We start from the raw sequence: 17,082 nt of genomic DNA, 5'->3' as shown, positions 1-17,082 counted from the left end.
CCGATTTCGCCGCGCTGGCCGGGTCTTAGCGGAAAAGTAATCTCTGCGGGTGTAATCTGGGGTCAGACCCAAGGCAGGCGCATGACTGACAGCTCTCATATCTCTATTCTGCGGCGCATGGCGGGGCAGGCCATTGGCACGCCCGCCGTCAGCCCGCTGACCACGTCGCGCGCTGTGCGGCTGGCGCTGGTCAAGGCGGCCAGCGATGCGGGCGGGCTGGTGCTGCGGGTGGCCAGCACGGCCGATGATGTCGGGCGGCTGGATGATTTGCTGGGCGGGCTGGATCCGGGGCTGATGCTGGTCGGGCTGGACCGGCGGGGTGCTTTGGCGGGGTTTGTCGCGGTGGATATGCAATTGCGCGCCGCCATGGTCGAGGTGCAGACCACAGGCCGGCTGCTGGATCATCCCGCCGATGACCGCCCCGCGACCGGCACGGACAAGGCGCTGTGCGATCCTTTGCTTGTGGCGTTTCTGCAGGCCTTGCCCCCGGCGGTGATGACCACCGCTTATGATGGCTGGGTCGATGATGTCAGCGTCGGCGACAGGCTGGCCGACAGCCGGCTGGCCGGTCTGCTGCTGGATGATGGCGATTACCGCGTGTTGCGGATGAATGTGGAACTCGGCGCCGGTGACCGGCTGGGCGAGGTGATGCTGGTCCTGCCGGTGCAGGCGGAATCCGACGCCCCCGACACACCCGCCCCCGTGCTGGATTGGGGCACGGCATTCAGCGCCGTGGTGCAGGATTCGGCCGCCATGTTGACCGCGCGTTTGCACCGTTTCAAAATGCCGCTGGGGCAGGCGCAGGCCTTGCAGGTCGGGCAGGTGGTGGCGCTGCCGGGCTGCACCGTCAATTCGGTCCGGCTGATCGCGGCTGATGGATCTTTTGTGGCGCAGGCGAAACTGGGCCAATTGGCCGGGCACCGCGCCGTGCGGATCGAATTGCCCCCCGGCATGGATATGGATGAATTGGTCAGCGGCAGCGTGGCCTTGCCGGATATGGCCTTGGACATGGCCCCAGATATGGCATCAGACATCTCTGACGATATGACCGGCGATATGACTGGCGATATGTCCCTGCAGTTCGACGAGTCCGACCAGCCCGATGATCACGATATGGCGGGCCTGCTGGAAGGGGCGTGAGACGCGCTTGGCCGCATCCGCGCGCCGCCGGGGGGCAAGGCGGCCTGCGCGCTGCTGACCTGATCATTGGCGAAAGTGCGGGGCAAGCGCCGGTCCATGCTGGGCGGGGCATGGCGCCATATGACATCTACTGGCGGCTTATCCCGCGCAAAAAGGGCGCGATGCTGGATCAACCAGCACCGCGCCCTGACGCAGGCGATCCGTTTTGGTGCCGCGTTTTACCCCTTGGCCAGCATATCCAGCTGCCCGCGCATCCCGGCCAGATCATAGCCCGCCAGCGCTGTGGCCGCGATGATCGCATCGGTCGGCATCTTGCCCGCTTGCCCCAGCGACCAGACAATCGAAGACCGCGTGCCGGATGCGCAATAGGCCAGCACTGGCCCGGATGAGGCGTCAGCCGCCGCCATCTGGGTATCGACCATGCCCATGTTCAGCCCCTGATGGGTCACGGGGTTCAGCGTAAAGGTGATCCCCGCCGCCTCTGCTGCGGCGCGGATCGTTTCGGCCTGATGCGAAGGCGGCACTTCGGCATCGGGCCGGTTGCAGATGATCGTGGTGAAACCAGCCGCGGCAATCGCGGCGATATCCGCCACATCAATCTGTGGTGTGACCGCGTAATCGGGGGTGATGTGTCGGATATCCATGATCGTCCTCTTATGTTGCAGGCAGGGCGCGCTCGAAACGGACCCGCAGCCCCGGTGTCAGCATCATACCTGCCAGCATTGCTGCCAGAAAGACAAGACCACCCGCGCCACCATAGCTGAGCGAGGCAATCGCCGGGCCGGGACAGAGCCCCGCCAGACCCCAGCCTGCGCCGAACAGCGTCGATCCGATCACCAGGTTGCGCCCGATCCGAGGTTCGGGCGGCGCAGGAAAAGCAGCCGCCAGCACGGGTTTACGCCCGACCGTCAGCCGCCAGGCGATGGCCATCGGAATGATCGCGCCGCCCATCACAAAGGCCAGCGTCGGGTCCCAATCGCCGAACACATCCAGCCAGCCTTGCACCTTGGTGGTATCGGTCATGCCCGACACCAGCAGGCCCAGCCCGAACAGGCCGCCCGTCAGGAAAGAAACAAAAGCGCGCATCAGATCACCCCCAGCACATGTTTGAACAGGACCATCGTCAGACCGCCCGCCCCGATATAAAACGCGGTGGACACGATGCCGCGCAGCGACAGCCGCGAAATCCCGCAGACCCCGTGCCCCGAGGTGCAGCCATTGGCCAGCCTTGTGCCGATCCCGACCAGTAGCCCCGCCGCGATGATGACGGCCCAATTGCCGGTCAGGTTGGTTTCCGACCCGCCGATCGCCGCTGCGGCGATGGCCGGCACAAGCACCAGCCCCGCGATCAGCGCTGCGCGTTCCTGCCAATCACTGCGCCCGCTGCCATCGACCAGCCCGCCGATGATCCCAGAGGCCCCCATGATCCGCCCGTTCACCAGCAGGAACAAAGCTCCTGCCGTCCCGATCAGCCCGCCGCCGATCAGGCCCATGATCCAATCTTGTTGCATTGTCTTTCCTTATGTTGTCGCGATCAAAGCTGGTTGATCGGCACTTTGAAATAGCGCCCGCCATTGTCTTCGGGTTCGGGCAGATTGCCCGCGCGCATATTGGTTTGCAGCGATGGCAGGATTAGCCGAGGCATGCCCAGCTGCGCATCGCGCGTCGTGCGCATAGAGACGAAATCTTCCAGCGGTTTGCCCGCGCCCACATGCACATTCATCGCCTTTTGTTCGCCCACAGTGGTTTCCCAGGCGAATTCATCGCGGCCGGGGGCCTTGTAATCATGGCCCACGAAAATCCGTGTCTCATCGGGCAGGGCCAGGATTTTCTGGATCGAATTGTAAAGGTCTTCGGCCGATCCGCCCGGAAAATCGCAGCGCGCCGTGCCGAAATCGGGCATGAACAAAGTGTCGCCCACAAAGGCCGCATCGCCCACCACATAGGTCAGGCAGGCGGGGGTGTGGCCCGGCGTATGCAGCACCTCGGCGCGCATCTGCCCGATATGGAACGCATCACCTTCTTTGAAGAGCGCATCAAATTGCGACCCGTCACGCTGGAATTCGGTGCCTTCATTGAAGATCTTGCCGAAAGTATCCTGCACGATGGTGATATTGGACCCGATCCCGATCTTGCCGCCCAGATGCTGTTGCAGATAGGGGGCGGCAGACAGATGGTCAGCATGGACATGGCTTTCGAGGATCCAGGCGACAGTCAGCCCTTGGTCCTTGACCCAGGCGATGATCGCATCGGCGGATGTCGTATCGGTGCGCCCTGCGGCGGGGTCGTAATCCAGCACGCTGTCAACAATCGCGCAGGCGCTGCCCTGAGGTTCGCGCACAACGTAGGAAATCGTGTTGGTGGCTTCATCGAAGAAGGCTTTGACATCTGGTTTCATGTTGATTCTCCTTTGCGGTCATACAATAAGTATTTCCGAAAACATTTCAATGTTGAAATGTATAAAAAAGGGCTGTAGGGTGACGCTATGAAACAAGCAACAGATTTCAAACTGGACCCGATGGATGCCGCAGCGACCGAAGCGGCAGAGCTGTTGAAGGCATTGTCGAACCCCGGCCGGCTGCGCATTCTTTGCGCGCTGGTGCCGGGCGAGATGTCGGTCGGCGATCTGGAAACCGCCCTTGGTGCCAGCCAATCCTATGTATCAGGCCAATTGCTGCGCTTGCGCAACGAAGGCCTGGTGTCTTGTACCCGTGACGGCCGCAATATCCGCTATCATCTGGCTGACCCGCGGGTGCGCCCCTTGCTGGAACGCATCTACGATATCTTCTGCCCCGTCCCATAAGCGGCAAGTTCCGCCCTTGCGACCTGTCGGCGATGCACCGCATCGGGGCCATCGGCCAGCCGCAGCGTGCGCAGATGCGTCCATTGCCGCGCCAGCGGTGTGTCCTGTGACACGCCCGCTGCCCCGAACATCTGCACCGCCATATCGGTGATCTTCAGCGCCACGGCAGGGGCCACCACCTTGATCTGGCTGATCCAAGGGGCAGCGGCGCGTTTGTCGCGTTGGTCCATCATCCATGCGGCTTTCAGACACAAAAGGCGGGCCTGTTCGATCTCCATCCGGGCGGTGGCGATCAGGTCGTAATTTTCGCCCAATTCCGCCAAGGGCTTGCCAAAGGCCGCCCGGCTGACCGACCGTTCACACATCAGCGCCAGCGCCTTTTCGGCCTGCCCGATGGCGCGCATGCAATGATGGATGCGGCCGGGGCCAAGGCGGCCTTGGGCGATCTCGAACCCGCGCCCGATCCCTAGCAGCAGGTTTTCGGCGGGCACGCGGACATTGTCATAGCGAAAATGCATATGGCCATGCGGCGCGTCGTCATGGCCGTAAACCTCCATCGCGCGCAGTTTCACGATGCCGGGCGTGTCGGCAGGCACCACGATCATCGAATGGCGCTGGTGCTTGGGCGCCTCATCGTTGCTGCGCACCATGACGATATGCACCGCACAACGCGGATCGCCCGCACCCGTCGCCCACCATTTCTGCCCGTTCAGCACATAATCATCGCCGTCGCGCACGCAGGTCATGGCGATATTGGTGGCGTCCGAGCTGGCCACATCGGGTTCGGTCATCAGATAGGCCGACCGGATGTCGCCCGCCATCAGCGGTTTCAGCCAGCGGTCCTTCATCGCCGCGGTGCCGTAGCGGGCGAACACCTCCATATTGCCGGTGTCGGGTGCGTTGCAGTTGAACACCTCTGCGGCCAGATGGCTTTTGCCCATTTCCTCGGCCAGATAGGCATATTCGACGGTGTTGAGGCTGGGTCCATCGCCGAACGTATCCCAGAAATTCCACAGGCCCCGGTCGCGGGCCTTGGTCTTTAACCCTTCGAGGATTTCGGACTGGCGCGGGGTGAATTGCCAGCGGTCGCCGATATCGACCTGCGACAGAAATTCGGCATCCAGTGGCGCGATCTCATCCGCGATCATCGCCTTGACGGCGGCAAGCACGGGTTTCAGCCGCGCGGTCTGTCCAAGGTCCATGGTGTTCCTCCCCCTAGGACATCGTGCATCGCGGGCGGTCCGTGTCAATCAACGGCTTGCGCTACTTGGCGTCACATGGCCCTATTGCGGGATGAAAGAGGCGGCAAAAGATCTGGGCATGTCCCTGGCACAGCTGGATGGATATCTGTCCGCCGCCGTGCCGGGCATCGCTTCTGTGCAAGAGGTTGCCAAATTCGGCACTGGCCAATCCAACCCGACCTATCTGATCACCGCCCAAAGCGGGCGCTATGTGCTGCGCAGCAAGCCGCCGGGGGACCTGCTGCCTTCGGCCCATGCGGTAGAGCGTGAATTTCGCGTCATGCAGGCGCTGGCAAAGACAGCGGTGCCGGTGCCGCGCATGTTGCATCTGGCCGATGCCGCCACATCGCCCAGCGGGCGCGCGTTTTTCGTGATGGAACATCTGGACGGGCGCATTTTCTGGGATCCGGCCTTGCCCGAGGTGGCACCGGCGGGTCGGGCTGCGATCTATGACGCGATGAATGCGGCGCTGGCGGCGTTGCATGATGTCGATACCGCCGCTGTCGGCCTGTCGGATTTCGGCAAGCCCGGCACTTATTTTGTCCGCCAGCTGGACCGTTGGTCGCGCCAATATCTGGCCAGTGTGGCAGAACCGACGCCCGCGATGGCGCAGATCATGGCATGGCTGGCACAGCAAATGCCGCCCGATGACGGGCAGGTGGCGCTGGTGCATGGCGATTGGCGGCTGGACAATATGATCTTTGCGCCGGATGCGCCCGATATCTTGGGCGTGCTGGATTGGGAATTATCCACGCTGGGCCATCCGCTGGCCGATCTGGCCTATCAATGCATGCAATGGCGGCTGCCCCATGATGGCCGGATGCGGGGCTTGGGCGGGATCGACCGCACAGCGCATGGCCTGCCGACCGAGGCGGAATATGTCGCGGCCTATGTTGCGCGGCGCGGCCTGCCCGCAATCGACAATTGGGCGTTTTATCTGGTCTTTGCGTTTTTCCGGCTGGCTGCGATCCTTGCAGGGGTGGGCGCGCGCGCGCAGAGCGGCAATGCCTCGAACCCCGATCAGGCCCGCGCTTACGGTCAGGCGGTGCCGGTTCTGGCCGCGCTGGCCTTGCAGGTCACCCGTGACGGGCCTTAGCCCAGCATGATCCCCAGCGCGACCGTCATCAGCCCCAGCACCGAGACCAACAAAGCCCCCAGATTGACCGGCAGCACCTTGCCCAGACGGGCGCGCATTTCGGCATCAGGCAGGTTTGCCCGCTTGGCGCGCATCACCATGACAACGCTATAGCCGATCCCGATCAGGCCGATCGCCGACATGGCCGCACCGATCCAGATAACGATTTCCATCCCGTACCTCGTTTGTTTTGCCTGCCCTAGCGCGGGGGCGGGTGCGGCGCAAGGGTTGCGGGTCCACAGGCCAGCCGCTAGGAAACGCCAACCCGCAGGAGAGCGCCATGACCGATTCAATCATCGAGACCACATCCAACGTCGCCGCCGAAGAGCTGCGCCAGTTCATCGAACGCTTTGAACGGCTAGAGGCGGAAAAGAAAGACATCGCCGATGCCCAGAAAGAGGTGATGGCCGAAGCAAAAGGGCGCGGCTATGACACCAAGGTCCTGCGCAAGATCATCGCGATCCGCAAACGCGACGCCAATGATCTGGCCGAAGAAGAGGCCGTGATGGATCTTTACATGTCCGCGCTGGGCATGTCCTGACAGATCAGCGGAACGGCAGCAGCAATTCGACCCCCGGCATCGCATCGATCACCGCAAGGTCTTGTTCATAAAGCGCTGTCAGATGGGCCACGCTGGCGGCGTCCAGTTCGGGCAGCTCGATGTCTTGATCGACCACATCCGGGCGGGCATGTTCGGACCAGATCGCGGCAATCATGTCATGGCGGTCGGCATCGCTGTCAAACGGCGCCTTGGCAAGACTATCCGACAGGATCGCCATCCCCTCGGGGTCCAGCAGGCTTGCCAGCAGGTCGGTGCCGCCGGTGATCGGGCTTTGCGGGTCGATCCCTGACAGGCGGCGGATCAGCTGATCCCAGATCAGCGGCGAATCCTCGTTGCACCACAGGGTCAGCAATGTGTCCGGCGCGCCTTGCTTGATGCGGCGGATCACGTCCGACCAGCGGATCTCTTCGGGGTCCAGTACGCCAAGGTTGGCGTCAATACGGGTCTGCTGGATGCGGGCCAAGCTGTCTTGCAGGAAACCTGCGGGATTGCGGATCGCCATGAACAGGCTGATCTCATCCTCGGGGAACAGCCGGTGCAGGCCGCGGGTCTTGGTTTCGGCCTGCGGATAAAAGACGCCATGTTCATAGATCCGGTTCGGCACGCAGAGGAAATTCTCGTTGCTCAGGACCAATCGTCGCGGGGTCTGGGTATCGGTGATCGTTTCCAGCAGGATATCGCGGGTGTCGGGGTGCAGGTCATTGCCGGCCAACCCGTGGATCGCCTCGCGGATCAGGCTGCGGTATTTGCCGGGTCCGGGCACGGCAATGCCTTGCTGGGCAAGGATCTGCGCATTCTTGAGCACCGATTTCAGCAAACGGTCCTCGTCGGTGCAATGCGCGCCGATATGAAAAGCGATCTGCATAAGCGGTCCCCGGCGTTTTGCCCTGCTTTACAGTATCAGGCGCATTCTGGACAGCGAAACCGGTTTCGACTAAGCCGGTTTTCATGTCCGATCAAATAAGTCAGATTTCCTTGCCCCGCCCCAGACGACGCCGGATCGACCCTTGGTCGGTCGGCGCCTTTGTGATTGCGGCGACGGTGATGATGCCGATCCTTGCGGTGATCTGGTTTGCGCTGACACCGACCGAGAATATCTGGCCACATCTGATCAGCACGACGCTGCCACGCTATCTGTCGAACACCTTTGTGCTGATGCTCAGTGTGGGGGCGATCACGGCTGTCGTGGGCACCGGCACGGCCTGGCTGGTGGTGATGTACCGCTTTCCCGGCCGTGCGGTGCTGCAATGGGCCTTGCTGATGCCGCTGGCGGTGCCGGCCTATGTGGGGGCCTATGCGCTGGTCGATTTTCTGGAATATGCAGGCCCTGTGCAGACAGCATTGCGCGAAACCTTTGGCTGGACCAGCCCGCGCGATTACTGGTTCCCCGCGATCCGCACCCGCGAAGCGGCCATCGTGGTGCTAAGCGCGGCGCTTTATCCTTATGTCTATCTGCTGGCGCGTGCGGCCTTTCGCGAACAATCGGGGGCCGCTTTCGAGGTGGCCCGCGCGCTGGGGGCAGGGGCCTGGGGCCGGTTCTTGCGGGTCGGGCTGCCGCTGGCGCGCCCTGCGATCGCCGCCGCCGTCGCCATCGTGATGATGGAAACCGTCAATGATTTCGGCACGGTGGATTTTTTCGCCGTGCAGACCCTGACGACCGGGATTTTCTCGGTCTGGCTGCAGGCGGGCAATCTGGGCGGGGCGGCGCAGCTTGCGACCACGATGCTGGCGGTGATCGTGATCCTTGTGCTGGCCGAAAAGCTAAGCCGTCGCAAGATCCGTTTCTTTGGCTCTGCGCGCGGCGCAAGGCCGGTCGCACCCGAAGCGCTGACCGGCTGGAAGGCCTGGGGCGTGACCGCGCTTTGCCTCTTTCCGGTGCTGATGGGATTCGTGCTGCCGGTGGTGGTGATCAGCAGCCATGCGCTTGATGCCGAGACATGGCTGGCCCCGGGGCTGCGCCGGGCGGTTTTGCACACTGTCACGGTCGGTGGGATCGCGGCGGTGCTGACTGTCCTGGGCGGGGTGTTCATGGTCTATGGCGTGCGGATGTCGCGCCACCGGCTGCCTGCGCTGCTGATGCCGGTCACGGCCATCGGCTATGCCGCGCCGGGGGCTGTGCTGGGCCTTGGCATCCTGGTGCCGCTGGCCGCCTTTGACAACCGGCTGGCCGATGCTTTGGTGGCCGCGGGGTTCAGCGACCCCGGCCTGATCCTGACCGGATCGGCCGCGGCCTTGGTGCTGGCCTATGTCGTGCGGTTCTTTGCCATCGCACAAGGCGCTGCGGATGCGGCGCTGGGGCGGGTATCGCCCAGCCTGCCGATGGCCGCGCGGTCACTGGGACGCACCGCAGGCGGAACCCTGCGCGCGGTGCATCTGCCGCTGGTGCGCGCGTCACTGGGATCGGCGCTGCTGTTGGTCTTTGTCGATATCGTCAAAGAGCTGCCCGCAACCCTGCTGCTGCGGCCTTTCAACTATGAAACACTGGCCACGCGGGTCCATGCCAAGGCAGTGCTGGAAAACCTGTCCGAGGCCGCCCCGGCCGCCTTGATGATCACGCTGGTGGGGTTGGCTGCGGTGATCTTGCTGGCGCGCGCGAACCGCTGATATCGTCGCGCGCAGATTTTGCACATTTTCCACCAGATCGGCATTGCCAGAGTGTATTTCACCCTGCTATACGCCCGCCACCGGGGCACGCCCCGACCAGTGCCCCTATAGCTCAGCTGGTAGAGCAACTGATTTGTAATCAGTAGGTCCGCGGTTCGAGTCCGTGTGGGGGCACCATTAAAATCCAAATAATTATATGATATTGATGGATAAAATCTTAGGGTAATCTTTGCTTATCCCTTAAATATCCTTTGTGTCGTTTGGTTACCCGTCTTTATGGGAAAGGAATTTTCCCTGCATTCAGGGAAATCCCCATTTTGTGGCTGCGCGCAATATCCTTGCCGCATCGGTCCCTAGATGGATCGGCGCAAGGATTCGGCCCCCCATGCGATCGACAGGTGGGTGCTTGCGACAGTCGCGCCACCGGGTCAGCCATCACGCGGCGAAGCGCCCTTTATCCGTTAGCCGTGCCTGACCTAGTGCTGTCAGGCTTTCCAGCAGGGGTTGCACCGTGCTTGCGCGGCCTCGGGCAAATTGGCGGGCGACTTGTTCGGGCGTCGCTTCGCCCATGTCGGTCAGGGCGGCGCGGACGGCCTTGATCTGTTCGGGCAGGGTTTTGGGCCAGGGGTCTTTGGCCGTGGTGACAGCAGGGCCAAGGTCCATCGCACCTTGGTCGGCCTTGACGGTCGCGGCGTGACCGGCGGGGTTCTGGTATTCTGGGCGCAGCCAGCGGATCAGACCGCGCGCTTCCTCTGCCGCGCGGGTACGGTTGAGGTCCACAAGGCGGTGCAGGATGTCATCGTCGGACAGATCGGCAGGCCAGCCATAGGCGTCGGCCACGGCGGCGTCGATCTGGTCATGCAGGTCGCGCAGGATGCCGACCAGCCCTTGGTCATAGATGTCCTTGTCCTTGCCTTCGATCCGGTCGCCCGCGCGCAGTTTTTCCAGCACGTTATACATGGCCGTCAGGGTCAGCTTGGGATGCGCCGCCTGTTGTGCCTTGCGATGCGCGTCGAGCTGTTCGCCAAGGCTGCGCAGATGCGCCTTCTGGGCTTCGGTCGGGTCAGGGAAGGGGAAGGGGTCGAAACAGACTGTCTTGTTATAGCGCGGGCGGTCTTCGAGAGTGCCACCCGCTTTCAAAGCCCATGTGACATGAAAGCGTGATGTCAGCACTGCTAATGCAGCGGCATCGTTAAGACCAATAGCGATAAGCATATTGTCGGGAAGCGTGTGCCCTTCAACGAATTGGAAGACCCTATGCTTCGTCGTTTCCACCGTTGCAATATAGCGCGAAAGGCCTTTCAGCGCAGGGCGTAGGTCTTTGCGTGGTTCGCCGTGTATCCACCAGTTGCGCTTGTAGGTCTCACGGTTATTCTGGTCCCGTTCGGGTTTCACGTTGTCCGAAACATGTTGATATATCGCCGGAAACCGTTCGCGCACGTCGGCCGCTGTCAGACCAAATAGATCAATGACCATAACGCCGCGCGAATTGGCCATGAGGTCGCGCCCATTTCGATATTCTCGGACATGGTTTTCCAGTCCGGTTACTGTTCCAAGCCCGAGCGCCCGTGCTGTTGCTGGCGTGACAATGAAGCCTGCACCATGCAATTTAACGCCTGGTGATGATATTCCATCATTCGCCTTTAACGGCATCGCCCCCGCCACATCTGCCCCGATCCGCAGATTGCCGAAAATCTTGCCCTTCTGGATATCAAAGCGCACGGCGCGGCCTTCGGCCTCTGCCTCGCCTTTGACTTCCTCGGTCACGGTCAGCAGCCGACCCGTGGCCTTGCCCTTTTCCGCCACGGTCATGGCAATCCGCACCGCTGCCCCGTCGCCTGCATCCACCCACGGATGGTCTGGAATGGCATAGGTCAGTGACAGGGGTGTTTTCGGGTCGGCCAAATGCGGTTCCAGCACCTTGCGGTTAAAGGTCTGGCGCAGCGAATTGGTGGTGATCAGCCCGAAACGCCGCGTGCCTTTGGCGCGGGTCTTGTCGGTGACCGGTTTCCATGCGCGCGCTGCCAATGCCGCCTTTTCCCACCAGAACATGACGAAATCCGCGCTTTGCGGCATTTTGGGATATGCTTTCCACAAGGCTTCGGCATAGCCATCGCCCAGCGCGTCGCGCATCCGGCTTGCCCCGATAAACGGCGGGTTGCCGATGATGAAATCCGCCTCGGGCCATTTGGCGGGGGCGGGCTTGATGTAATCCAGCACGGCCACGCGCGCCGCCGCATCTGGCACCTGTTCGCCGGTGACAGGGTGCAAAATGGTGCTGGTCCCGTCCCAGCGGGTGACAGGCGCGCCTGCATCATCCAGCCTTGGTTGCGTGCCCTGATAGGTCAGCACCGCATCGCGGTTTTCGATATTGCGGAAATCGCGCAGCACGGGTTCGGCGGGGGATGCCGTGCCATGCGTGCGGAAATGCCATTGCAGATAGCCGATCCACAGCACCAGTTCGGCCACCGCCGCCGCCCAGGGGTTCAGTTCGATCCCCAGAAACTGGTGCGGGTCCACGGTATGGCCTGCCAGCGACAGGTTCGCCTGATCCTCGCCCAGTTCGGCCAGCAGGGCGGTCACTTCGCCTTCCAGCCGTTTCATCAGCTCCAGCGCGACATAAAGGAAATTGCCCGATCCGCAGGCCGGGTCCAGCACGCGGATTTCGCACAACTGGTCGTGAAAGGCGCGCACAGCGGCGCGGGCGTCATCGTCGCGCCCTTGGGCGGCCAAGGTCAGCGCCGCCGCCTGCACATCGCGCCAGTCGCTGCGCAAAGGGTCCATGATGGTCGGCACTACCAGCCGTTCGACATAGGCGCGCGGCGTGTAATGCGCGCCCAGCTTGTGGCGCTGTTTCTTATCCAATGCGCGTTCCAGCAGGGTGCCGAAAATGGCCGGTTCGACTTCGCGCCAATCGCGGCTGGCGGCGTCGATCAGCAGCGACAGTTGCACGTTGGACAGGGGCAGGGCGTCGGCCTCTTTGAACAGGCCCCCGTTAAAGCGTTTCAGGTCGATCGTCAGCACCTGCGAAAACCCGCCGGTGTTCATCGTTTCCCATAGTCCTTTGAGCGCAGGGGCCGCGTGTTCGGGATGCCCGCGCAACCGTTTCAGCAGGTCCGAAAAGCTGTTGTGCGGGATCAGCTCCACATCTTCGGCAAACATGGTGAAAAGGCACCGCATTAGGAAACGCGCCACCGCCTCGGGTTCGTGGCCTTGCCCTTCGAATGACTTGCCAAGCGCGGCCAGCCTGTCAGCCACTTCGCGGGTGACTTGGGCCGCGATCTTGGACGGGTCGAGCGCGTGCGGGTCTGTCCAGATCGTGCGCAGGCGGTCGCGGGTCGCCTCATTGCGCAGATCGTCCAGCGTGATCCGGTAGCGGTTGCCGTCTGGATACTGGGTGTAACCTTGGCCCTGTCCCGAGAAGTCCGCATAGACTTCGATCACATGGCCCACGTCCACCACCAGCAGGAAGGGCGGCCAGCCATCCTTGCGCGACACCGCGCGCGCGTAGCCATCCGCCTGATTGCGGGCGCGCAGCATGGTATCATCCCAGCGCCGCGTGCCGCGCGTGCCATGCCCCTTGCGGGTGGCACTGGGCAGGTCGGGTAGAAGGGCGGGTTGTGCATCATCCACAGCGGCTGCAACGCCCTGTTTGGCTTCCATCACGAAATGGCCCGCGCGGTAGAGGTCCACAAACCCCCGCGTCTGGCTGCCGGTGTGGATGAAGGTCACGAGGTGTTCAAAGCAATAGGAATTGGCGGTCGCGGTTTCCGTCGCCGGGGCAGGGCGCGGCACGCCCAGCGCGTCGCAGAGTTCGTTCGCAAAGGTCTGGAAATTGGCGCGTTCGCTGCCGCCCGAGTTTTTCCAACGGTCGATGAAATCGTTAATCTGCAACGGTCTGGCCTTAGGCTGGGTAATGCCGGCCTATTCTTTCTCTGGTTGTATTATAAAGGAAAGTATAAACGCATAGAGTGTGTCAGGCAGTCATTCCGGCTTGCTGCGCGTCTGTCATGCCTGCGCGGCCTTCGGGCGTCTTGGGGCCAGTGGTCATGCCACCGCGAAACACCGGCCCTTTCCGTTGATCGCCATCGCACGATAGGGTGCCCCTTGCGGGTGCGTGCGCTGCCTGGCTGGCGCTGGGCGTGGTTCGCGTTGTCGGCGAAGGCACCACCCCATGCGCGCATAATGTGCGAAAACGCCCCAACCATCGGGATTGCGGGGTCGCTATGGCGCTGGATCAGATCGTCCTTGCCCAGCGCCCGCAACAGAGGGTCAGGTGCCCAGCCACGCAGGTCGATCCGCGCCTTGCGTTCCCAATAGCGCACCGTGTCGGGGTGCACTTCGGCTGTTCACGGCCGATGCGCTTCGACATGATCTGCGAGGGCGAGCCATGGTCCGCCATCGGTCCGAGGGCAATGGCCAATGGGATCGAGCACCATCTGACGACGCCAAACCATCCATGGACCAACGGTCTGGTCGCGCATGAACCGCACCATCAAAGACCCAACAGTCACGCGGTTCCATCACGATGACCACGACCAGCTGCGCATCCATTTGGCGGATTTCATGGCCGCCGACAACTTCGCACGCAGGCTCAAGACACTCGGCGGTCTCACGTCTTGCGACGACATCTGCAAGATCTGGATATCCGAGCCGGACAGATTCATCCATAAGCCGATCCACCAGATGCCGGGACCGAACATCTAGGGTCAACAGCGCGCGTTGCGGCGCGCATTTTCTGCTGCTGTCAGAGAGAACGATGGTAGCGGGGCTTTGTTGCCTTTGTAACCTTTGTTATTTTTTTGTTGTTAACCATTGGAAAAATTTGGAGATCCAATGGAATATCATCGTCCAACTCGTCAGCGAGACCCCTCAAATCCCAAATATGCTTTACAAAAACAGAAAGTCATCAACGGGTCAGTCGTGATGGCTTCAGCGTTGGGGCTTGGCGCTTGCCGCAGCTCAGAAGGTTCGACCGAGGCTGCAACGACCACGGTAAGTGGCTTGGCTATCAAAGGGCTGTTGGATGATTTCCGTGTCTTCCTCGATGACAACGACAATGGCGTGCATGATCCCGGCGAAAGCTTTGCGATAACGCATGCGGACGGTACCTTCAGTTTGCGAGGACCGATAGATTCCGGACTTGCCGGTGAAGTAACCGCTACAACGACCGATGCGGCCTCAGGACGGGTGCTTTCAGGCTTTTTTGCGGAAACGCCGGCAGGGGCAACAATTATGTCGCCAATGACCACGGTGCTTGCTCAGACCACATTGTCCGAGGCCGAGCTACGTCAGGCCTTGGGGCTGTCAGTCGACCTGTTGAGCTACAATCCGTTTGATGCAGCTAATATCAGCACTGCAGCTGCTCGGGATGCCGAACATGTGGCCCAGCAACTTGCCAATATCACCCGCGCATTAACCGGCCTTGGTCAGGGGGCAGGACTTGACGCACGTCCAGCCTTTGATATCGCGTCTAGCGCCTTGAACACGGTCCTTGTGCAGCACGTCGCCCAAAACCCCAAGAGCGAGATGGATCTGTGGGGGGATGCGACCATTGGGGCGGTTTTGAGCGCATACCGGGCGGGTCTTGAAGCGGCAGGCCATTCCACTTCTGTTTTTGACGCGCTGCGGGCAGAGATAGACAGCGCGATGGACATCGTGAACCAGCGTATCCTTGCGGTTGGCAACCTGACCTCGACCGAAGCGCGGGCGGTCTTTGGGTTACCATCAGACCTCTATGCCCAGGTAAAGGATGCAGCGACAGCAATCGCGAATGGCCAAGCCAACCCCGGCCTGTCTCTTGACACATGGGCAGGTTTGGAACGGCAACTGGCCGAGAACGGCTTCACGCCACCAGCGCCGCCCGCACCCGCAGGCCCAGCACCGGTATTGTCCGTGAACAACCCGACCGACACATTCACCGTTCAGTCCGATATTGACGCGACGCTCGAGGTGACAGGCGGTGGCGTTCTGGCCAACCTTGTCGGCGGCAATGCTTTCACGCTGGTTCAGCAGGGGGTTGTCACCACAGGCACCTTGTTCGCCCGTGCGAATGGTCAGACGAGTTCCGTCTCGGCGCAGACATTCACCCTCGGCACCGCAGGCAATGATACAATTGACACCTCCGGGGCGGGTAATCGTGTCGACTTCATTTTTGGCGGCGACGGCAGCGACAATATCGACGCCGGAGCGGGAAACGACCACATCGCCGGTGGCGATGGAAATGACACCCTCGATGGGGGTGCGGGCAATGACGTAATCCGTGCCGGAGATGGAGATGACACGGTGATTGCTGATGAAAACGATGCGACCGTACGCGGTGGAAATGGAACGGATATTCTAACCGTCGCGGCAAATTTTGCGCCAAATGCAATCAATCAGTTCGCAGAGTTCGAGCGAATTGAAATCACAGCAAACAACCTTACCGTCAATTACTCAGGTCAAAATTTTGGTGTGGGCCTCACGATCGATGGGGGCGCCGTTCTGGCAAGCACCATTACGGGGACAAGTGGCAATGACACAATAACTGGCGGAGCCGGCAACGACACGATCAGTGGATCATTCGGAGATGATGCGATTGATGGCGGCCAGGGCGATGATGCGCTGAGTGGTGGTGCGGGCAATGACATCTTCACTATTGGATCAGGGACAGACACGATAAGCGACTTAGGGACTGGGGATGTGTTCACAGTCGCGGCGGGCGCGAAGGTCAGAGCAACAGTGAACGGCGCATTCACTGCAACAAACGCAACCGAAAATTTGGGTGGAGCCAACACAGATGCGCGAGTAACAGCTGGTATTGGTGCGACTGGTGTCGACATGTCGCTTGCATCGGTTACCAACGCTGCGACCGGCGGGTTTCATATGTTGGTCGACGTCATAGCCATAGGCAGCTACGTCGGATCTGCAGGCAACGACATCATCACCAATACGAATAACATGAACGGCGTAACAATAATTGGCGGCGCTGGAGCCGATGATCTGGACGGCAGCGACGGCGGCGGCACAGGCAATCCGAACGATGTGTTCATCATTGCGGCTGCAGCTGATCACGCAGCTGGCGAGGATATCGATGGAAATGCTGGGACAGACACAATTCGTTTTACCTCGACAACGGCGAACGAGACCCTGACACTCAATGCGGGCGTCACTGTCGAGACGATTGAGATCAGCGATGCTGCAGGCGAAAATACTGGCACAACTGCGCTAAACGTTGACGCTCGTAACATGGCCGCAAGTGAAGACGTGACCCTTATCGGCAATGACGGGAGCAATAGCCTGATAGGCAACGATGGAGGGAATATAATCACTGGTGGTGCAGGTGCGGATACGCTGACGGGTGGCGCAGGTGCGGATACGTTTGCAGGTTTCAGTGCGGAAGATCAGAGCGTGGTTGCTAGTGCCGTCGACGTTACTGCTGTTAATATCATGCCTGGTGACAGCTTCACGTTTGAAACGGTGTTGATGTTATTACTGATTTTGTTTCCGGCACCGATAAGCTCGATGTAACGACTGCAGGTATTGCGCCGAGTGATTTTCTAGTCACGAATCAATTTAACGAATTCAGAGACGGGGTATCCTAAGTTGTATACGGTAG

The 17,082-nt window shown here is 61.3% G+C and carries 14 protein-coding genes, 1 tRNA gene and 1 pseudogene; 8 read left to right on the top strand and 8 right to left on the bottom strand.

The genetic code is table 11. The features are described 5' to 3' along the window. Positions 1 to 81 precede the first annotated feature (81 nt). Positions 82 to 1,140, top strand: a complete 1,059-nt coding sequence (locus LOKVESSMR4R_RS10055; protein ID WP_237331759.1) for a FliM/FliN family flagellar motor switch protein — start codon at positions 82 to 84, stop codon at positions 1,138 to 1,140. A 218-nt stretch (positions 1,141 to 1,358) separates the two neighbouring features. Here LOKVESSMR4R_RS10055 and LOKVESSMR4R_RS10050 read toward each other — a convergent pair whose 3' ends face one another. The 4 genes from LOKVESSMR4R_RS10050 to LOKVESSMR4R_RS10035 are packed head-to-tail and all read right to left on the bottom strand — an operon-like array spanning position 1,359 to position 3,538. Further along, positions 1,359 to 1,784: a TIGR01244 family sulfur transferase gene (locus LOKVESSMR4R_RS10050; RefSeq protein WP_087208037.1), complete on the bottom strand. Its 426-nt coding sequence runs from the start codon at positions 1,782 to 1,784 to the stop codon at positions 1,359 to 1,361. Positions 1,785 to 1,794: 10 nt separating this feature from the next. Next, entirely contained in the window at positions 1,795 to 2,226 is a 432-nt protein-coding gene (locus LOKVESSMR4R_RS10045) for a DUF6691 family protein (protein WP_087208036.1), read from the bottom strand. Continuing rightward, positions 2,226 to 2,651: a YeeE/YedE family protein gene (locus LOKVESSMR4R_RS10040; protein WP_087208034.1), complete on the bottom strand. Its 426-nt coding sequence runs from the start codon at positions 2,649 to 2,651 to the stop codon at positions 2,226 to 2,228. The genes LOKVESSMR4R_RS10045 and LOKVESSMR4R_RS10040 overlap by 1 nt, the downstream gene beginning before the upstream one ends. Positions 2,652 to 2,674: 23 nt before the next feature. Next, positions 2,675 to 3,538 carry an MBL fold metallo-hydrolase gene (locus LOKVESSMR4R_RS10035; protein ID WP_087208033.1) on the bottom strand — a complete coding sequence of 288 codons (864 nt, stop codon included), beginning with the start codon at positions 3,536 to 3,538 and terminating at the stop codon, positions 2,675 to 2,677. A gap of 87 nt (positions 3,539 to 3,625) precedes the next feature. Here LOKVESSMR4R_RS10035 and LOKVESSMR4R_RS10030 point away from each other — a divergent pair, with 87 nt between their 5' ends. Continuing rightward, on the top strand, positions 3,626 to 3,943 hold the full coding sequence (locus tag LOKVESSMR4R_RS10030; protein WP_087208031.1) for an ArsR/SmtB family transcription factor: 318 nt from the start codon (positions 3,626 to 3,628) through the stop codon (positions 3,941 to 3,943). Here LOKVESSMR4R_RS10030 and LOKVESSMR4R_RS10025 read toward each other — a convergent pair. After that, positions 3,916 to 5,145, bottom strand: coding sequence for an acyl-CoA dehydrogenase family protein (locus LOKVESSMR4R_RS10025; RefSeq protein ID WP_087208029.1), 1,230 nt, complete (start codon positions 5,143 to 5,145; stop codon positions 3,916 to 3,918). The genes LOKVESSMR4R_RS10030 and LOKVESSMR4R_RS10025 overlap by 28 nt on opposite strands. Positions 5,146 to 5,263: 118 nt before the next feature. Between LOKVESSMR4R_RS10025 and LOKVESSMR4R_RS10020 the strand changes: the two genes are divergently transcribed. Then, positions 5,264 to 6,280, top strand: a complete 1,017-nt coding sequence (locus tag LOKVESSMR4R_RS10020; RefSeq protein ID WP_237331758.1) for a phosphotransferase — start codon at positions 5,264 to 5,266, stop codon at positions 6,278 to 6,280. On the opposite strand, the gene LOKVESSMR4R_RS10015 is transcribed toward LOKVESSMR4R_RS10020, so the two are convergent. Continuing rightward, a complete protein-coding gene (locus LOKVESSMR4R_RS10015) occupies positions 6,277 to 6,492 on the bottom strand; it encodes a hypothetical protein (RefSeq protein ID WP_087208025.1) in 216 nt (71 codons plus the stop codon). The two genes, LOKVESSMR4R_RS10020 and LOKVESSMR4R_RS10015, sit on opposite strands and share 4 nt — an antisense overlap. A gap of 107 nt (positions 6,493 to 6,599) precedes the next feature. Between LOKVESSMR4R_RS10015 and LOKVESSMR4R_RS10010 the strand changes: the two genes are divergently transcribed. After that, positions 6,600 to 6,860, top strand: coding sequence for a DUF2312 domain-containing protein (locus LOKVESSMR4R_RS10010; RefSeq protein ID WP_087208023.1), 261 nt, complete (start codon positions 6,600 to 6,602; stop codon positions 6,858 to 6,860). A gap of 4 nt (positions 6,861 to 6,864) precedes the next feature. On the opposite strand, the gene LOKVESSMR4R_RS10005 is transcribed toward LOKVESSMR4R_RS10010, so the two are convergent. After that, the gene (locus LOKVESSMR4R_RS10005; RefSeq protein ID WP_087208021.1) at positions 6,865 to 7,746 is read right to left on the bottom strand and encodes a hypothetical protein; all 882 of its coding nucleotides are present in this window, start codon (positions 7,744 to 7,746) and stop codon (positions 6,865 to 6,867) included. A gap of 83 nt (positions 7,747 to 7,829) precedes the next feature. Here LOKVESSMR4R_RS10005 and LOKVESSMR4R_RS10000 point away from each other — a divergent pair, with 83 nt between their 5' ends. Then, positions 7,830 to 9,485, top strand: a complete 1,656-nt coding sequence (locus LOKVESSMR4R_RS10000) for an ABC transporter permease (protein ID WP_087208019.1) — start codon at positions 7,830 to 7,832, stop codon at positions 9,483 to 9,485. A gap of 101 nt (positions 9,486 to 9,586) precedes the next feature. Then, a tRNA-Thr gene (locus tag LOKVESSMR4R_RS09995) sits at positions 9,587 to 9,662 on the top strand. A 258-nt stretch (positions 9,663 to 9,920) separates the two neighbouring features. On the opposite strand, the gene LOKVESSMR4R_RS09990 is transcribed toward LOKVESSMR4R_RS09995, so the two are convergent. Then, positions 9,921 to 13,379, bottom strand: coding sequence for a class I SAM-dependent DNA methyltransferase (locus LOKVESSMR4R_RS09990; RefSeq protein ID WP_204248657.1), 3,459 nt, complete (start codon positions 13,377 to 13,379; stop codon positions 9,921 to 9,923). A gap of 533 nt (positions 13,380 to 13,912) precedes the next feature. On the opposite strand from LOKVESSMR4R_RS09990, the pseudogene LOKVESSMR4R_RS09985 reads away from it, so the two are divergent. Then, a pseudogene (locus LOKVESSMR4R_RS09985) lies at positions 13,913 to 14,192 on the top strand (integrase core domain-containing protein); the annotation flags it as partial. 129 nt (positions 14,193 to 14,321) lie between these two features. Further along, positions 14,322 to 16,994 (top strand): beta strand repeat-containing protein, encoded by a 2,673-nt coding sequence (locus LOKVESSMR4R_RS09980; protein ID WP_087208015.1) that lies wholly within the window; start codon positions 14,322 to 14,324, stop codon positions 16,992 to 16,994. Positions 16,995 to 17,082 lie beyond the last annotated feature (88 nt).

It is taken from the genome of Yoonia vestfoldensis, from assembly GCF_002158905.1.
Taxonomy (GTDB): domain Bacteria; phylum Pseudomonadota; class Alphaproteobacteria; order Rhodobacterales; family Rhodobacteraceae; genus Yoonia; species Yoonia vestfoldensis_B.
This window is presented reverse-complemented; position numbering and strand designations above follow the sequence as displayed.